Source organism: Paracoccus aestuariivivens (assembly GCF_009711225.1).
Lineage (GTDB): Bacteria > Pseudomonadota > Alphaproteobacteria > Rhodobacterales > Rhodobacteraceae > Paracoccus > Paracoccus aestuariivivens.
Genome location: NZ_WMIE01000013.1, coordinates 1 through 17,224 on the forward strand (window position 1 = coordinate 1; position 17,224 = coordinate 17,224).

Consider the following 17,224-nt stretch of genomic DNA (forward strand, 5'->3'; position numbering starts at 1 on the left):
CCGCGGGCGGAGCAGGTCACCTGTTCAGGGCTGCGGGAACGGGGCTTCATCGGCGACCGGAAATTGCAGGGTTTCTCGCCAAAGCATACGAAACCCTGCAATTCAAAGCGAATGAAGCCTAAGGTTGATCACCCAAAATCAATGCGTCGGGAGGTGTTCAGAGCGGACTAAGTACTTCCATCTGGCTGTAGCGTTTCTGAACGTTCTAGAGGATTTTGGACCGCTCATGTCCTCGAGGCGCATTACACCGACGCAATAGAAAAAGATCGAACATGGGGTCTTTGATCGCGCCGAAACCATGCGGGGCACTGCAGCCTAACTGCCCTGACCCAAGCTGGGCAATCGCTCGATTCTGCGGACGCACTTCAACGCATAGAGCGATGATTTATCTGAGATAATGGTAGGCGCGGAGGGACTCGAACCCCCAGCCAAGGCGTTATGAGCGCCCTGCTCTAACCATTGAGCTACACGCCCCTACCTCTGCTTCGCCTAATACGGAACCCATCTAGGGGTCAATAGCGCCCGTAACGCGTCCTGTTGATTTCCATGCAGAACTGGACCCGAGTCCATCAGACTACTGCCATTGGAATTGGAAGACGGAACTTCTGAACATCGTCAGATGGATTGAATCGGGTGATAGGTCGTCGTTTTGCGCGGGAACTACCCGGTCGGATACATATCGGACCAACGCACAGGTCGCTAACGCATTAGGCCACGATGAACGATGATGGAGTATCCAAGCACCTTCACGACCAAAGCGAGGGGGCGGCGCCCGAACGCCCGGACGAACTCGATCTGCCCGCCGGGAAACTCGTACCGAAAAGGGCCCATCGGATGTGCGCCCACCTGTCGCGGATCAGTGCGATCCATCAGGACGATCATGGGGGCGTGCAGATCTTGCAATAGATCGTTGCGAATTGGGGTAGCTCCGGCACTCCTCACTTCGTTCGCCACGATGGTCTTCTGCCAGACCCGGAGTCGCTGCCTAGCTTTTCGACAGCGATGTAGTGCGAAGGTAAGCCTGTTCGCCATAATCTGCAGGTCTCTCGTCCGCTTCTAAGACGATCGGAACCAAGGCCCAACCGGTTGCTGATTCAGCGCGAACGACGTAAATCGCTGCTGTCTGTACTCTTGAACGGCCAACCTGTGGCCTTATGAAAGGCCGTGATTGGCATGACTGCTGCATCTATACCCGACTATCTTGTAACGCATAACGGCGGCTTTCATGCTGACGAGCTGCTGTCGTCGGTTGTGCTGACGCGGCTGTTTCCCGATGCGCAATTGATCAGGACAAGGGCCTCGGAATGCATCACGCCGGGTGCCGACAGGATCATTTATGATGTAGGTCGCGACTATGATGCGGGTACAAGAATCTTCGATCACCATCAACGCAACGCGCCGCTGCGGGACGATGGACAGCCCTATAGTTCGTTCGGATTGATCTGGAAGCACTTCGGTCGCGACTATCTGGCAGCGATGAATGTTCCCGCAAGAGACATCGAGTCCATCCACGCCTCGTTCGACGCGGGCTTTGTATTGCCGGTGGATCTGGTCGATAACGGCGCACTTAGCCCGTCAACGGCTGGGCCGTTGCTGTCGGACCTGACGTTGCCCGCGCTAATGGAGAGCTTGAAGCCCGTATTCGATGACACGTCACCCGATAGCGAGGATCGCGCTTTCCAGTCTGCACTTGGTGTCGCTCGCGCATTCGTCGAAGCGAGCATCAATCGCAAGTCTGCCAAGTACCGTGCCGAAGCCATGGTGCTCGAGGCAGTGGCGAGGGCAGGGGATGGCCGCGTCCTTGAACTGCCGATGGGCATGCCGTTCCGCTCGGCGGTGGTAAAGGCGGGAGCAGACCATCTGCTGTTTGTGGTCCATCCGCGTGATCGGGACTGGACGCTGACCGGTATCCGGCTGAACGACGAGGGGTTCGAACTTCGCGCCGACCTTCCCGAAAGCTGGGCAGGTCTGACGGATGAGGCATTCGAAGCAGCCTCGGGCGTGGCCGGTGCCAAGTTCTGCCACAACGGGCGTTTCATTGCGGTTGCGGCAAGCCGTGACGCAATATTGGAGTTGGCCCGCATTGCGGTGATCGAAGCCGAGGGCCAGCACCAGTCCTGAAGCACGTCGGGTCCCCGGGGTGATGTGGCCTTGGCTCTCGATTCCGGTTGGGAACAAAGTTCGCAAGCATCTTGAATAAGTCGTCGCGGTCAAACCGGACCTTTGTCACAACGCGGCGAGCACCCTTGCCCAAGAGCGGATGCCCTTGTGGAAGCTGGTGAGGCTGTATTTCTCGTTCGGGCTGTGGATGCGGTCGTCGCTGAGGCCGAAGCCCGCCATGACCACGTCCAGTCCCAGCATCTCTTTGATCATGGTGGCGACGGGGATCGAGCCGCCTCCGCCGACGAAAGCAGCGTCCTTGCCCCATTCGTCGCTCAGCGCCTGCTGGGTTTTCTGGAAGACCGGAGCAGAAACCTCGAAGGCCACCGCGCTGCCCGAGCCGAATTCGGTGAACTCGACGCGACAATCCGCAGGAATGCGGGCATTGACGAAGTCTCGGAAGGCGGCGCGGATCTTGTGGGGGTCTTGGTTAAAGACCAGCCGGAAGCTGATCTTCGCGGAGGCGACGGCGGGGATCACCGTTTTGAACCCGTCACCGGTATAGCCGCCGATCATGCCGTTCACCTCGCAGGTCGGGCGCGACCAAGTCTGCTCCAGCACCGAGCGACCTTTTTCGCCTGCGGGTAGGGAAAGCCCGACCTCGCCCAGAAACGCGGCTTCCGAGAAGTTCAGCTTGGCCCAACTGTCGCGCAGGGACTGCGGAAGCTCCGGCACGCCGTCATAAAAACCGGGCAGCGTGATGCGGCCATCGGCGTCGCGCAGATCGGCAAGGATGCGGGCCAGAACGTGGTTCGGGTTGGCGGCAGCCGAGCCATAGAAGCCGGAATGCAGATCGCGATCGCTGGCATGGATGTGAACTTCCTCGGCGCAAAGACCGCGCAGGCTGGTCGTGATCGCGGGCGTCTGCTTATCCCACATATTGGTGTCGCAGATCATCGCGACATCGGCCCCCAGTTCGGGTTTGGCCGCTTCGAGGAAGCCCGGAAGGTTCGCGCCGCCGGATTCCTCCTCGCCCTCCAGCAGGATGGTGATCGGCAGCGGTAGCTTGCCGGTGACGGCCTTCCAGGCGCGGCAGGCCTCGACAAAGGTCATCAGCTGGCCCTTGTCGTCGGATGCGCCCCTGCCGCGGATCTCTTTGCTGCCATCGGCAAGGGTGGCGATCTTTGGTTCAAACGGATCGCCGTCCCACAGTTCCAACGGATCGGCGGGCTGCACGTCGTAATGGCCATAGAACAGGATCTTGGTTCCCGTGGCATCGTGGTTCTTGGCCAGAACGATGGGATGGCCGGGGGTGGGCCGCACCTCGGAGGCGAAGCCGATCGAGGCCAGGTCCTGCGAATGCCATTCGGCGCAGGCGCGGGTTTCATCAGCATAGGCCGGATCGGTCGAGATCGATTTCATCCGCACGGTCTGGAACAGCCGATCCAGTGCATTGTCGAAATCGGCGTCGATATGGGCCAGAACTTTATCAAGATCGGACATCAACGAAACCTCCCTCAGGTCAGTTGCAGATCAGAACGGCCAGATTAGTGGCACGAGGAAAACGGCGATGATGAAGAACCAGATCAACATCGGAAGCCCCAGCTTCCAGTAATCACCGAACTTGTAGGCCCCCGGCTCCATCACCATCAGGTTGGTGGGCGTGGCGACGGGCGTCAGGAAGGCCCCGGCACAGGCGATACAGACGCACATCAGCACCGGCTGGACCGAGATCCCCATCTTCTGCGCGGCCACGACCGATATGGGGATGATGATCAGGGATGTCGCGGTGTTCGAGATAACCTGTCCAAGAATGGCGGACAGGATGAACAGTCCCGCCAGCAGCGGATAGGGGCCCATATCGCCGACCACATAGACCAGCCCATCCGCCAGAAGCTGCGCCGCCCCTGTGACCTGCATCGCCGTTGAAAGCGGCATGAGTGCCGCGACAAGGATGACGGTCGTCCAGCCGATGGCGCGATAGGCTTGCTCGACGCTGAGCACGCCTGCGATCAGGATGATACCTGCGGCCAGAAGCCCAGCGACGGCGGGTGGAACAAGGCCCGTTGCCAGTAAAAGGACCATCAACCCAAGCGCAAACAGAACCGTTTTGGAACCCGGCCCCATCGACACGGCCTGACGGCGCACCAGATCGGGCGCGTTGACGACGAGAACCTCACGTTGCGCGAGGCGAGTTTCAAGCGCGTACCATGTGCCTTTCAACAGCAGCGTATCTCCGGCGGCAAGGACGGCCCCGCGCGGAACATCATCGCCTTGCCTCTGGATTGCCAGCACGATCAGATCGCCACTTTCTGTGACCATGCCCGGAAAGAACCGCATCCCGATCAGCGGCGAGCGCGGCGGAATAACGACCTCGGCAAGACCGGAATCGCGATTGAACAATGTCTCGGAGATGCCGTCCGGACGTGGGTCTTGCCGGAATGTAAGCTTCATTTCGTTGGCAAGTTCGGTTGCCTGATCGGCCGGCCCGCGAATGACAAGGATATCGCCGACCTTTACGATATCGTCGAGGGTCGTCTGCCCCTTTGCGTCTTTTATGGTCACAAGCGCTAGCTGGGGTTGATTGGTGAAGGCTAACGATCCCCGGTTAGTTCCGCTGATCGGAGAGCCGCTGCGAACGCGCAACTGGTGCAGATCGCTCGACAGTAGATACTGTTCGAACAGCGTGGTCGCATGGCGGCTCAGATCGGGGGGCAGCGATGTACTGCTGCGTTCGGGCAGCAACTTTTGCCCGAACAGAACAACGATGGCAATGCAGCCGATCACGATCGGCAGGCCGACCAGAGCGAATTCGAAATAGCCGAATCCGCCGCCGCCTGCGTATTCAGATGCTTCGGCCACCAGCACGTTGACCGGACTGCCGGTCAGCATCAGTTGCGAACCGGCATGCGCGCCGAAAACCAGCGGCATCAACAGTTGCGACGGCGATCTGCCAAGCCGGATCGCCATGACCACGACGACCGGCAACAGCGCCGCCACCGATCCGTTCACGCTGATCAACGCGCAAAGAACGCCGACAAATCCCATCATCAGGACGATCAGCCGCGTGCGGCTGGAGCCCGCCTGCGAGATGAGAAGCTGTCCGGCCCAAGCCGTGACCCCCGAAGCCTCGAGTCCTGCACTAAGCACAAATAATGCGGCGATGAAGATCACAGCCGGATCGCCGAAACCGGCCAGCGCCTCCTGTACGGTCAGGATACCCGTCGCCCAAAGAGCCAATGCCGCGGCAATGCACACCACGATGACAGGAAGTTTGTCCCAGATGAACAAGATGACGATTGCCGCGATGACAGCAAAGACGATCCAAATATCTGTCAAGGAAAGACCTCGTGGCTAAGGCTTGATCAATCTTGACGAATGCCGATGAAATCGGCAACGTATTTCGTAAAAGACGCATGTCCAGTTTGGCTGAATGAAATTCAATCTCCTTGAGAAGGGGTGGATAGGCGCTGCGTCCATCCATCGCGATACCATCTTCAATTCCGCGCTGAATATGGTTCTACGCGGATTTCTGTATTAATATAGCGGCATCTTTTTCGAGGAGTAGGGCCCTCGACAAAGGTATGAATCTACTGTGAAATTTGGACCGGTTTCGTCCTGAGTCATGATCGCGATATAGCAGCCTTATGAATTAAGGCACGGTCATTGGGTAGATAATGCCTCGATATAGACTGCGGAAACCCCTGCAGTCTGACTTTAAGGCGGAGGGTGGGGTGGCAAATAAGTCCGTTAAAGACCCTGCGGCAGATAGTGCGGATCCCGGAATGTCCGGCTTTCTTGGCACGATAGAGCGGGTGGGCAATATGGTACCGCATCCGGCGATCATATTCTTTATGTTGATCGGGATCGTGATCGTCCTATCCGTCATATTCTCGGCCCTTGGTTCGACAGTCACCTATGAGGGATATGATCCTGCCATAGGCGATATTGTAACCCAGACTGCGACCGTGCGCAGCCTGCTTTCGCCCGACGGAATCCGTTTCATGATCACCTCGCCGGTCGCCAATTTTCTGGGCTTTACCGGTGTCGGTGTAATTCTTGTTGCCATGATCGGAGTGGGACTGGCAGAAGAATCCGGTCTTATCGCGACGCTGGTCCGCAAACTGGTGGCCGCTGCGCCGAGGTCGATTTTCACCTTCATGATTGTGATGGTCGGGGTGCTGTCTTCGATCGCGGCTGATGCGGGATATCTGGTGCTTGTGCCGCTGGCCGCTGCGGCGTTTCACAGCATGGGACGGCATCCCTTGGCGGGTTTGGCGGCCGGATTCTCGGGCGTTGCAGCTGTCTTTCTGGTGAACGTCTTCGTGACGCCGACTGATGCGCTGCTGGTCGAGGTGACGAACGACTCTATCCGTACCGTGAACCCGAACGCCCAGATTACTGTCGTGGGCAACCTATTCTACATGATCGCATCGTCGATCATCATGGCCATCATCTGCACCCTTTTGACCGAGCGCTTCGTTGAGCCAAGGCTTGGCCCTTATCATGGCGGGTTGCCGGTCGAGGCCTCGACTGGGCTTTCCGAGGCAGAGCAACGCGGGTTGAAATTCGCTGGCCGCGCGCTGCTGGTCTTTGTTCTGGTCTTTGGAGCATTGACCGCGCCGCCCTTGCCATGGGGCATCCTGCGCAATCAGGAGACCGGTGGCATCATGGCCGGTTCGCCTTTCATGAGCGGACTGATCGTGTTGATCAGCCTTCTGTTTCTTTGTGTCGGCTATGCCTACGGGCGGGGGGCGGGGACGATTGCGAATGTGACGGCCGCAATCGGATTGGTAGTGAAAACATGGAGCAATCTTTCTGGCATGATTTTCCTGTTGTTCGTCATCGCGAACTTCATTGCCTTCTTTAACTTCACCAATCTCGCGACGGTGCTTGCGGTCAATCTGGCCGATTTCCTGCAAACCGTACCGATCGGAGCGACAGGGTATATCATCCTGTTCGTACTGGTGGTCGCGATCATCGACATCATTCTGACTGGCGCACTTGCGAAATGGGCCATCCTTGCGCCTGTGTTCGTTCCGCTTTTCATGCGGCTTGGCGGAAATCCGGACCTTGTGCTGGCCGCATATCGAACCGGAGACAGCCCGATGAATGTCATCACTCCGTTGAACGTCTATTTGGCTGTGATGGTCGGCTTTGCGCAAAAATATCAGAAAGATGCCGGGATCGGCACAATTGTCGCACTGATGCTGCCCTATACGATCACACTGCTGGTTTTGTGGACGCTTCTGCTTGTCGTTTGGTACGCCGTAGGTCTGCCACTCGGCCCCGCCTGAGCAACCAGACGGCGACGAAACAATCACGCCAGAAATCTAGGGGTAACTCCGGTGCTGTGGGCTCCATTCATTTCGAAACCGACGGTGAAATGGCGTTCCGCCAGAAGAAAGCCAGAAGCAGATTTTACCGCATGGCTGCCAGCAGATTTCTTGCTTGCCTGACATCCCTTGTCTTGGTGCCTTGGGGAATGCGCAGCAATGTCTGGGAAAGCCGGTCCCGCGCGAGCATCCACTCTCCGTTGCGCAAGTCCAGATCGGCCAGATTGGTGGCAATGCGAAGCGCCCAAGCCAAGGCACCCTGACCACGCGCGGTCTCGAAGGCAAATTCAAGCTGGGTGCGCGCTCCCTCGGTGTCGCCACGGGCAAGAAGCTGCAATGCCACGATACGCTGTAATTCGGCGGTGCACCAATGGGGGTGATCGCGCTTCTCGTCAGCGTCGTGCCGGGTGACCCATTCGAGCGGCAGATCGGGCAGGATCGTGGCAAGGATATGGCGGTGCAGCCCGTCCATTTCCTCGGAATAGGCCTCGATTGCATCGTCGGAGGCGGCCGTGCCATGCCGCAGGCGGTGGACCGCACTTTGATAGGTCCGGCCCCAGCGCCCCCAATAGCTGTAATCATTCTCGGCCGAGATCTTCAGCAGCAGCGCCGAAAGCGACTCGGCCTGCTCGATATCGCCGACCCAGAAGGTCAGCGGGATAATCATCATCCCCAGCCCGTAAGCCAGCCCCAGCATATCGCCCGAAAGCCCGACCGTGACTGCCTCATGCGCCAAATCCAACGCGGCATCCGCCTGACCTGTCAACCAAAGCAGGTTCGACATATTCGCCCGCGAGGTCACGCCCTGCTTGTACATCAGGTCCAGCTGGACATGCGCCGTCATCTGCGCATTCGAGCGTAAAGCCGCACGTCCATGCCGCGCGGCATCGCCCAGATTGCCGTCCCGCCACATGCTGAGCGCCACGATGCGATGGGCCATGGCGATCTGCGCCGCATCGCCCGAGGCCTCGGCCACCTTCTGGAATTCGCGGGCGTAGGACAAGGCGCCACCATATCTGGCCTCGGTCAGGCGCGTGCCGAACATCGCCCAAAGACAATCTAGATGGCAACTGCGGTTTTCCGTCCGACGCGCCACGTCGATCGCTTTGATCAGCATCGGCTGGACCTTTGGCGACAGACCCAACGAATTGTACCATGCCTTGTGCAAGCTGGGGGCAAGCCAGACCAGATCGGTTTCGTCCAGTTCGGGATGGGTCGAGAAAATGTCGATTGCCCGTTCGATGATGAGCGCGTAGTCCTTGAGCATCGACAGGCGCAGCCATAGCGGCCCACTTTCGACGATCAGTTGCACGGCAAGTCGCGCATCGCCGCCTTCGCGCAGTCCCCAAACCATGGCCGCGCGAATATCGGCGGCGATCCGGCGCAATTCGGCATGTCCTTGAGCATCCGTGCCGCTAGTCCTGATGGCGGGCGCGAGTTCGGCGACCATATGGGTGGCGTGGCGGTGCAGGATCTCGGACGCATCGGCACGCTTCGCCAGTTGCGAGGTGCAGAACGTGCGTGTGGTTTCGAGCAACCGGTAACGCACCGCTTGACCCGAGCGGCTGACGATCACGAAGGATTTCGTGACCAGCGAGGCGACAAGGCGCAACAGGCTCTCGAATTCTATCTGCGAGACCTGTCCGGCGCCTTCCAACTGGAATTCACCCTGAAAGACGCTGAGCGTGACCAGCAGACTGCGTTCGTCCTCGGACAGCAGATCGAAGCTCCATTCGAGCGTCGCCGCCAAGGTGCGATGGCGAGGCAAGGCCGGACGCCTGCCGCGGTCAAGCAGGCTGATTTGCCCTTCAAGCGCATGGGCCAAGGCCTCGGGGCCGATTGCTTCGATCCGTCCGGCGGCCAGTTCGATGGCCAGCGGGATGCCGTCAAGGCGCTGTACGATCCTGACCAGTGCAGGCACATCCGGTCCAGAAAAGGAAACGCCTTGCGCCGCCATCGCCCGTTCGACCAGCAATTCGATTGCAGGATAGTCGAGCGCCTCGGCCAGCGAGACGGGCAGGGCATCTTCTGGTGGTAGCGCCAGTCCGGACAGGCGCAGAACCGCCTCACCGTCGATCAGGAACGGCTCGCGGCTGGTGGCCAGAATGCGCAGGTTAGGTGCCTGCCGCAACAGACGGTCGGCAAGCCCTGCGGTTGCTTCCAGCACATGCTCGCAATTGTCGAGGACCAACAGGGTCGGCACGGATCTGACCGCCGCAAGGATACGCTGCTCGACGGGGGCGTGCGGATCCTCGGTTCCGCCAAGGGTCGCCGCGATGGTCGATGACACAAGTTCGCCCGAGCCGAGCGGAGCCAGATCGACGAAGCAGATCCGGCATTCGGCATTCTCGGCCAAGCACCAGCACAGTTCGATAGCAAGGCGGGTCTTGCCGATGCCCCCGGGACCCACGACGCTGAGACAGCGGTGACGCTGCAACCGGTCAAGCGCGATGGCGACATCCTCGCCCCGACCGATCATCGAGGAAAGCGGCGAAAGTAGTCCGACTATCGGTGCTGCGGGGATTTTCTGGTCGTCATTGTCGAGCGTGGGCAGACAGGTCAGGGCATAGCCCCGACCGGGACTGTTCGCGATGTGGGACGGACCAGACGAGCCAGCATCCAGCAGACGCCGAAGCGCCGACATCTGAACCCGCAAATTCGCTTCTTCGACACGGATGCCGGGCCAGGCCGCAGCGATCAACTCGGAATATGCGATGGTCTCGCCTGGATTCCGTGCGAGCGCCTGCAGCAGAACCCGTGCTCTGCTGCCGATCCTGATCGGAGTATCCTGCCTCAGCAGAACGCCCGAGCGGAGAAAGAAACGATATTCCCCGAAACGGACCTCATGCTGCATTGCCGAGGGTTGAAACGCGTCGTCCACCTTCCACCTCGCTGCTGCGGAAATCCGCCATTGGTCGTGGTATGCTAGTGGACCGGTCCGATCCTGTCGCCTTACCGAAGTAAGATATTGAGTTGAACCGCCTTCGGTTCTAAAATTTACGACCCCTGCGGCAACGATGATCCGCAGAATGGTGGCATTATGGCCATCGCGCCTGAGCCCCAGCCAGGCAGTATCTAAATGCCTGGCTGTGCGCTCAGGGGGCAAGGTTTGCAATTTTTTGCGACGATTTACTCGTCATGAGAATTCGGGACTCCGAAGATGACCGGATCCCGACCTGCTGTCCTGCAATGCCGGCGCCCGTGACCAGCAGCCAAGCCGGTGCAATGCGGATGGATGAAACCCGTCAAGGCATACCGATCTATCTGTCCCAACTTGTCTAACGCCGATCAACCAAACCGAGGACGCCGCAATGCCAAAGAAAGCCCTGATCGTCATAGATATCCAGAACGACTATTTTCCCGATGGCGACTGGCCATTGGTCGGGGTCAAGGAAGCGGCGGCCAATGCCGCGCGCCTGATCGCGGCAGCGCGGGCCGCGGGTGATCTTGTCGTCCATATCCGGCATGAATTCGAAAGCGTCGATGCACCGTTCTTTCGTCCGGGCAGTGAAGGTGCGGCGATCCATCCTTCGATCGCTCCGGCGGCAGGCGAGCATGTCGTCCTGAAACACCAGATCAACTCTTATCTCGGCACGGATCTCAAGGCGCATCTGGACGAGGGTAACGTCTCGGAACTCGTGATCTGCGGCAATATGAGCCATATGTGCGTCGATGCCGCCACCCGCGCCTCGGCCGATTTCGGCTATCGCGTGCTGCTGATCCACGACGCCTGCGCCTCTCGCGATCTGGAGTTCAACGGTACCCGCGTTCCCGCAGAGATGGCCCATGCGGCCTTTATGTCGGCCCTGTCATTCGCCTATGCCAAGGCATTGTCGACCGATGAATATCTGGGCCAAGCCGCCAAGGCCGCCTGATCTTCTATCCGAAGGTTTGGTCCCGCCACACGGTCGTAGAATTTCGTTTGACGCGGCGCGGGACCAGACTTTCCGCGAAAATCAGGCTCAGGACCGCTCCCCATGTCCCAATCCGCCTTTTACGATCCGACGCGGACCGCGTTGCTGTTCGTCGATCCCTATAACGACTTTCTGGCAGAGGGTGGCAAGCTGTGGCCCTTGGTGCAAGAAGTGGCGAGCGGCATCGGTTTGCATGACAAACTGCGCAGTGCACTTGCGGCGGCGCGAACGGCCGGATTGCACGTATTCATCGTTCCCCATCACCAATGGCAGGCGGGGGATTTCGAGACCTGGGACCACCCGACGCCCTATCAGTTGGGCGCTGCGCGTCATCAGGTCTTTGCCAAAGGAAGCTGGGGTGCGGAATGGTTCCCCGATTTCGCGCCGCAGGTCGGTGAGATCGTCGTCAAGGAACATTGGGGGGCGAGCGGCTTTGCCAATACCGATCTCGACCTACTTCTGAAGCAGTGCAAGGTCACGCATGTCGTGCTGATCGGCCTGATCGCCAATACCTGCATCGAGGCGACAGGGCGCTTCGCCTCGGAACTTGGCTATCACGTGACGCTGCTCCGCGACGCCACCGCCGCTGCCAGCCACGAGGCGATGCATAGCGCGCATGAGGTCAACGGCCCGACCTTTGCCCATGCGATCCTGACCACAAGCGATTTCATCGAGGCGCTGGACGCCTTCGGAAAGGGCACATGACATGAGCGATACGCCCCTGACCCATGCCAATGGCGCGCCGGTCGCCGATAATCTGAACATCCAGACTGCCGGTCCTCAAGGTCCGGCGCTGCTGCAAGACATCTGGCTGATCGAGAAGCTCGCGCATTTCGACCGCGAGGTCATCCCCGAGCGGCGCATGCATGCCAAAGGTTCGGGGGCCTATGGCATTTTCACCGTGACCGGCGACATCACAAGGCACTCCAAGGCGGCACTGTTCTCGCAGATCGGAAAGCAGACGCCGGTGTTTGTGCGCTTCTCGACCGTCGCGGGCGAACGCGGTGCTGCGGACGCCGAGCGTGACATTCGCGGCTTCGCGGTGAAGTTCTATACCGAACAGGGCAACTGGGATCTTGTCGGAAACAACACGCCGGTCTTCTTCTTCCGCGATCCCTTGCGCTTTCCCGACCTGAACCACGCCGTCAAGCGTGACCCAAGGACGGGCATGCGCAACCCCCACAGCAATTGGGACTTCTGGACTTTGCTGCCCGAGGCACTGCATCAGGTCACCATCGTGATGAGCGATCGCGGCATCCCACGTAGCTATCGCCATATGCACGGCTTCGGCAGCCACACTTTCAGCCTGATCAATGCCGCGAATGAACGGGTTTGTACCAAGTTCCACTGGCGCTGCGGGCAGGGGATCGAAAACCTTGACGATGCTGAGGCCGCGACGCTGATCGGGTATGACCGCGAAAGCCATCAGCGCGATCTTTATACCGCCATCGAGTGCGGCGACTTCCCGCGCTGGACACTGTGCGTCCAGATCATGACCGAGGCCGAGGCGCGGACCCATCGCCACAATCCGTTCGATCTGACCAAGGTCTGGCCCAAACGCGACTTCCCGCTGGTCGAGGTCGGCGTGATGGAGTTGAACCGCAACCCCGACAACGTCTTTGCCGAGGTCGAGCAGGCCGCCTTCAGCCCCGCCAATATCGTCCCCGGCATCAGCTTTTCGCCCGACCGGATGTTGCAGGCGCGGCTGTTCTCATATGGCGACGCGCAGCGTTATCGTCTGGGCGTCAACCATATGAGCATCCCGGTCAATGCCCCCCGCTGCCCGGCCCATTCCTATCATCGGGACGGGCAGATGCGGGTCGATGGCAATGCCGGATCGACGGTCGCCTATTGGCCGAACTCGGCGGATGAATGGGCCAGCACAGGGCAGTCGGAGCCGCCCTTGGCACTTGAGGGGGTGGCGGATCACTACGATCATCGCGTGGCGGATGATCATTTCGAACAGCCCGGTGCATTGTTTCGCCTCATGTCCCCCGAGGAACGCCAGCGCCTGTTCGAAAACACGGCCCGCGCCATGGCAGGGGTCGGGACCGAGGTCAAACAACGCCATGTCGCGAATTGCTTGCGTGCCGATCCATCCTATGGCGCAGGCGTTGCGGCCGCGCTTTCCTTCGGTCCCGCGCCCGAGAGCGCCCTGTCCGACCGGCTGGCGGCCGTCGATCCGTAAGCTGGTCAAAACACCATGCGCCCGAGCCGCGGCCCAACCGCCCATCCGCAGCAGCGTTTCGGACCCGAGGCATGGCGACAGGTCTCGGCGATCCGGCACGAAGGGATCGACTATGCCATCAAGTCGGTTTCGGCATGGGCTTACCTTAGCGCCAAGGTGGTCGAGGCGTCGTGCCTGCGCCCCTCGGTCAATTCCGATGAGGCGGATTGCTCGCGGCTGATCGTCATGCTGTCGCAGCCGGATACTCGCGTGACCATCGGCCCGCATGGCCGTCGCAGGCCGATCCCGACCCATGACACACCGCACCAGATGACCATGGCTGCCCCTGGCGCACGGCAATGGGGATTCTTCGATCAACCCTCGGGGCCGCTGCGTTGGCTGGTGCTGCAATTCGACGTCGCCAATCTGGGTCGCCAGCTTGGCGAGGGCTACGAACCGTCGGATTTCAGACCCCGTTACATGTTTCATGACCCCGCGTTGCTGCATTTCGCCCGCCAATACGAGGCCGCCTGCGGAGATGGCGAACAGCACGAGACGCTGCGCGACGACATGCTTGCACTGGCTTTGCTGCAAAGTCTCGCACGGATCGAGCGTCCGCACGAGGACCACCCGCGCGGACTTTCACCGTCCGAGCGGCGCGTGGTCATCGAATACATGCGCGCCCGCCTGACCGAGAACATCCGCCTGAGCGAGCTTTGCAATCTGGTTCAACTGTCACCTTTTCACTTCTGCCGCGCCTTCAAGGTTTCGCTGGGGGTCTCGCCGCATATCTGGCTGATCCGTGAAAGGGTCCGCGTGGCACAATCCCTGCTGCAAGAAGCGCATGCGTCCCTTGCCGATGTCGCGCTGGCAGTCGGTTTCTACGATCAGGCGCATTTCACCAGATATTTCCGCAATGTCGTCGGTCTGCCTCCGGGCAGATGGTTACGGGCGCGCAGCGCCTGAGACGGCGCAGCAATTGCGTACAATACGCCCGAATCCGCGATGGCTTAGTCTGGCTCAAAGGCTGATGCCAAATCCTTACCAAACGGAGGAGACGCATGAATATCCAGCAGATTTCCGCGACGACCTCGCCCACAGAATACCTCTCTATCAATGGCCGGACACTAGCCTATCGCACGATGGGCAAGGGGCGTCCTATCATCCTGTACCACCGTTTCCGTGGCGTGATGAACCTATGGGATCCGGCTTTTCTGGATGCCTTGGCGGGGCAGGGATTTCAGGTCATCGTCTTCGACTATACCGGTCTTGGCCTTTCGGACGGGACCCCGAGCTATAATCCGATAGATATGGCCGCCGACGCGCGAGATCTGATCGCGGGACTGGGTCTGCGCGATGTTGTCGTTGGCGGGTGGTCGCTGGGTGGCATGGCCGCGCAGGCGGCGCTGACGCTTTACCCCGACCATATCAGCCACCTTGTGCTGCTGGGAACCACGCCTCCGGGAGATCTGGCAAAACTGGCTGAACAGCTTTTCTACGATCTCGCGGGCAAGGAAAGCTATTCGATCGAGGATATCACCGCGCTGTTTCTCGAGCCCAAATCCGCGACAAGCCGCGCGGCGGCGGTCCGGTCTCAGGCCCGCATCGACGACCGGCACGAGGAACTGTCACCTCCGGTTCCCGTCGAGTTCGCCCGCCCCCTGCTGGTGCACGGCCCCCGCAGCCCGGCCTTTCCCGCAGAACCTGTCCTGCAGATGCTGAAATCGACGCAGATCCCGATCCTGCATATCGGCGGCGATCACGACATCATCTTCCCGGTCGAGAATTGGTACGCCCTGAACGAGGTTTTGCCGAGCGTCACCCTTGTCACCTTCCCGCAGGCTGGCCACGGGCCGCAGCACCAACATCCCCAGCTTGCAGCGGATATCATCGCCAGTTTCGTACGCAACCAGTGATCCAAGCGGAGCCATCCCCATGACCCGTATCCTGCTTTACGCTCCGTTGGCGCTGCTCGCCGTGATCGGGCAGGCTAACGCCCATTCGGTGAAATCCGAACCAGCCGAAGCCGTGGATGCCGCCTTCGATATCATCGAGACGCGCATCGCGATCAAGGACGAGACGGCCATTTTCTCGACCCGCGTCCGTGGCGCGGCAGGCGCGGAAAAGCCTGCCGCCACCGGCAAGTTCGAGGGCTCGGATGTCTATGCCTATGTCTGGCCGACCTCGCTCGATAGCGCCGAAATCGGTTTCGAGGCCAAACAAGGCATCGTTGCGCTGGCCGTGACCTTTCATCCCGATTTCGACGATGCGGCGAATGGCGGCGTAAACCGTGACGTCTGGCATCCGCATTGGGTCGTGCTTGCCAAGGATGAGGCTTGCGGGGGTGGCCTAAAGGTCATCGACATCCCCGAGGGCCCCAAACCTAAACTTCCCGCGACTTGGCCGGGCGTACCGTTGCTGATCGACAGTCCCGAATACCCGACGACCTTCAAGGGAGATGCGGTGGATGTGGAAATCCCGTTGCATCTGATCGGCGGCATCTCGGGCGCGTCATATGACGGGGTGACGGCGGGGTTGAAGGTGAACGGCAACCTGCACGCGCCACTGCTCTGCGTCAGCGATGTTTTCAAGGTAGCGTCGGGCGATCTTAGCCTACCGGGCAAGGTCGCGCCCTTGGATTGACCATTACCAGAGAGGAAAGGATCACAAATGAGCCGGATCAATCTTGTTGACCCGTCCAGCACCACGGGCACCACCGCCGAGCAACTGGCCCAGATCAAGGCCGCATTCGGCATGGTCCCGAACATGTTCAAGGCCGCAGCCAATTCCCCTGCCGCGCTGACCAGCTTGTGGGGATCGTTTGCCGCGCTCAGCTCGGGCCGGATCGGCGCGAAACTGGGCGAGCAGATCGCCGTGGCCATCGCCGATCGCAACAACTGCAACTATTGCCTTGCCGCGCATACCGGTTTGGGCCGCAAGGTCGGAGCCAGCAGCACCGAGATGGCCGAGGCACAGGCCGAACGCCCGGCCGATCCACGTACCGCCGCCGCGCTGACCTTCGCGATCAAGCTGGTCGAGAACCGGGCGGATATCGCCTCTGCCGATGTTGATGCCCTGCGGGCAGCGGATTTCGACGACGAGGAGGTGGTCGAGATCGTCGCCCATGTCGCCCTAAACCTGTTCACGAATTACCTCAATGTCGCGCTGGAGGTGCCGGTTGATTTTCCCGGTGTGAAACTGACCCGCGCTGCATGAGGGAAAGGGCGCGGATCGCCATCCTCCCCAGCCCCCCGCGATCCGCGCCCACTTATCATGAACGACGACGCTAGTCGTCTTTCGATCAGGCTGCTGCATTGGTTTGAATTGTTAGATCGCGCCTAAGGGAACGATTAAAGTAAACCCCGCCGGCATGGAGCCGTGGGGCAGGTGGTCGGCCTATTGGTGAAGATCTTAGTCGCGGTTGCCCGTGAACTGCACGCCTTGTTGCCCGTGAACTGCACGCCTTATATATGAGGAGAATGTGCATTTCTGGCACAATGCACCTATAAATCAATCGCTTGATCTAAAAGATTTCCAGGGGCGTAAAACGGTTGTTTCCTCACGAGTGTAAAGTTCCGCAAGAAATGGCTTGCTGCCGCCAACTCTTATGAAAGCGCGGCGACGGACCAGTTCACTTTCGACCGCCTCGCGTCGGAGTTCCCTTCACCTTTGGCTCCAGGGTCCGGCTGCTTGACTTATGGACAGCT

At 60.0% G+C, this 17,224-nt stretch carries 12 protein-coding genes and 1 tRNA gene; 9 read left to right on the forward strand and 4 right to left on the reverse strand.

The window, feature by feature from the left end; genetic code table 11:
* Positions 1–398 precede the first annotated feature (398 nt).
* A tRNA-Ile gene (locus GL286_RS16210) sits at positions 399–474 on the reverse strand.
* 699 nt (positions 475–1,173) lie between these two features.
* Between GL286_RS16210 and GL286_RS16215 the strand changes: the two genes are divergently transcribed.
* Complete coding sequence (locus tag GL286_RS16215; protein ID WP_155096627.1) at positions 1,174–2,121, forward strand: MYG1 family protein; 948 nt, start codon at positions 1,174–1,176, stop codon at positions 2,119–2,121.
* Positions 2,122–2,226: 105 nt separating this feature from the next.
* Here the strand turns inward: GL286_RS16215 and GL286_RS16220 are convergent, their stop codons facing one another.
* Positions 2,227–3,603, reverse strand: a complete 1,377-nt coding sequence (locus tag GL286_RS16220) for a M20/M25/M40 family metallo-hydrolase (RefSeq protein ID WP_155096628.1) — start codon at positions 3,601–3,603, stop codon at positions 2,227–2,229.
* A gap of 30 nt (positions 3,604–3,633) precedes the next feature.
* Positions 3,634–5,439, reverse strand: coding sequence for an SLC13 family permease (locus GL286_RS16225; protein ID WP_155096629.1), 1,806 nt, complete (start codon positions 5,437–5,439; stop codon positions 3,634–3,636).
* Between the two features lie 446 nt (positions 5,440–5,885).
* Between GL286_RS16225 and GL286_RS16230 the strand changes: the two genes are divergently transcribed.
* Entirely contained in the window at positions 5,886–7,397 is a 1,512-nt protein-coding gene (locus GL286_RS16230) for an AbgT family transporter (RefSeq protein ID WP_155096630.1), read from the forward strand.
* Positions 7,398–7,521: 124 nt separating this feature from the next.
* Here GL286_RS16230 and GL286_RS16235 read toward each other — a convergent pair whose 3' ends face one another.
* The gene (locus GL286_RS16235; protein ID WP_155096631.1) at positions 7,522–10,317 is read right to left on the reverse strand and encodes a winged helix-turn-helix domain-containing protein; all 2,796 of its coding nucleotides are present in this window, start codon (positions 10,315–10,317) and stop codon (positions 7,522–7,524) included.
* Positions 10,318–10,747: 430 nt separating this feature from the next.
* On the opposite strand from GL286_RS16235, the gene GL286_RS16240 reads away from it, so the two are divergent.
* The 7 genes from GL286_RS16240 (at position 10,748) to GL286_RS16270 (ending at position 16,733) form a co-directional block, all read left to right on the forward strand.
* Positions 10,748–11,311: a cysteine hydrolase family protein gene (locus tag GL286_RS16240; RefSeq protein ID WP_155096632.1), complete on the forward strand. Its 564-nt coding sequence runs from the start codon at positions 10,748–10,750 to the stop codon at positions 11,309–11,311.
* Between the two features lie 102 nt (positions 11,312–11,413).
* Complete coding sequence (locus GL286_RS16245; RefSeq protein WP_155096633.1) at positions 11,414–12,055, forward strand: cysteine hydrolase family protein; 642 nt, start codon at positions 11,414–11,416, stop codon at positions 12,053–12,055.
* A 1-nt stretch (position 12,056) separates the two neighbouring features.
* A complete protein-coding gene (locus GL286_RS16250; RefSeq protein ID WP_155096634.1) occupies positions 12,057–13,538 on the forward strand; it encodes a catalase in 1,482 nt (493 codons plus the stop codon).
* Positions 13,539–13,553: 15 nt separating this feature from the next.
* Positions 13,554–14,483, forward strand: a complete 930-nt coding sequence (locus GL286_RS16255; protein WP_155096635.1) for a helix-turn-helix domain-containing protein — start codon at positions 13,554–13,556, stop codon at positions 14,481–14,483.
* Between the two features lie 95 nt (positions 14,484–14,578).
* Positions 14,579–15,433 carry an alpha/beta fold hydrolase gene (locus tag GL286_RS16260; RefSeq protein ID WP_155096636.1) on the forward strand — a complete coding sequence of 285 codons (855 nt, stop codon included), beginning with the start codon at positions 14,579–14,581 and terminating at the stop codon, positions 15,431–15,433.
* A 19-nt stretch (positions 15,434–15,452) separates the two neighbouring features.
* Positions 15,453–16,160, forward strand: a complete 708-nt coding sequence (locus GL286_RS16265; RefSeq protein WP_155096637.1) for a hypothetical protein — start codon at positions 15,453–15,455, stop codon at positions 16,158–16,160.
* A 27-nt stretch (positions 16,161–16,187) separates the two neighbouring features.
* Positions 16,188–16,733, forward strand: a complete 546-nt coding sequence (locus GL286_RS16270; protein ID WP_155096638.1) for a carboxymuconolactone decarboxylase family protein — start codon at positions 16,188–16,190, stop codon at positions 16,731–16,733.
* The last annotated feature ends 491 nt before the right edge of the window (positions 16,734–17,224 follow it).

What these genes read in the sequence shown, in the direction of transcription:
- GL286_RS16230 (WP_155096630.1), top strand. Translation starts at nt 5,886, where the DNA reads ATGTCCGGCTTTCTTGGCACGATAGAGCGGGTGGGCAATATGGTACCG.
- GL286_RS16250 (WP_155096634.1), top strand. Translation starts at nt 12,057, where the DNA reads ATGAGCGATACGCCCCTGACCCATGCCAATGGCGCGCCGGTCGCCGAT.
- GL286_RS16270 (WP_155096638.1), top strand. Translation starts at nt 16,188, where the DNA reads ATGAGCCGGATCAATCTTGTTGACCCGTCCAGCACCACGGGCACCACC.
- GL286_RS16260 (WP_155096636.1), top strand. Translation starts at nt 14,579, where the DNA reads ATGAATATCCAGCAGATTTCCGCGACGACCTCGCCCACAGAATACCTC.
- GL286_RS16265 (WP_155096637.1), top strand. Translation starts at nt 15,453, where the DNA reads ATGACCCGTATCCTGCTTTACGCTCCGTTGGCGCTGCTCGCCGTGATC.
- GL286_RS16245 (WP_155096633.1), top strand. Translation starts at nt 11,414, where the DNA reads ATGTCCCAATCCGCCTTTTACGATCCGACGCGGACCGCGTTGCTGTTC.
- GL286_RS16255 (WP_155096635.1), top strand. Translation starts at nt 13,554, where the DNA reads ATGCGCCCGAGCCGCGGCCCAACCGCCCATCCGCAGCAGCGTTTCGGA.
- GL286_RS16220 (WP_155096628.1), bottom strand. Translation starts at nt 3,603, where the DNA reads ATGTCCGATCTTGATAAAGTTCTGGCCCATATCGACGCCGATTTCGAC.
- GL286_RS16215 (WP_155096627.1), top strand. Translation starts at nt 1,174, where the DNA reads ATGACTGCTGCATCTATACCCGACTATCTTGTAACGCATAACGGCGGC.
- GL286_RS16240 (WP_155096632.1), top strand. Translation starts at nt 10,748, where the DNA reads ATGCCAAAGAAAGCCCTGATCGTCATAGATATCCAGAACGACTATTTT.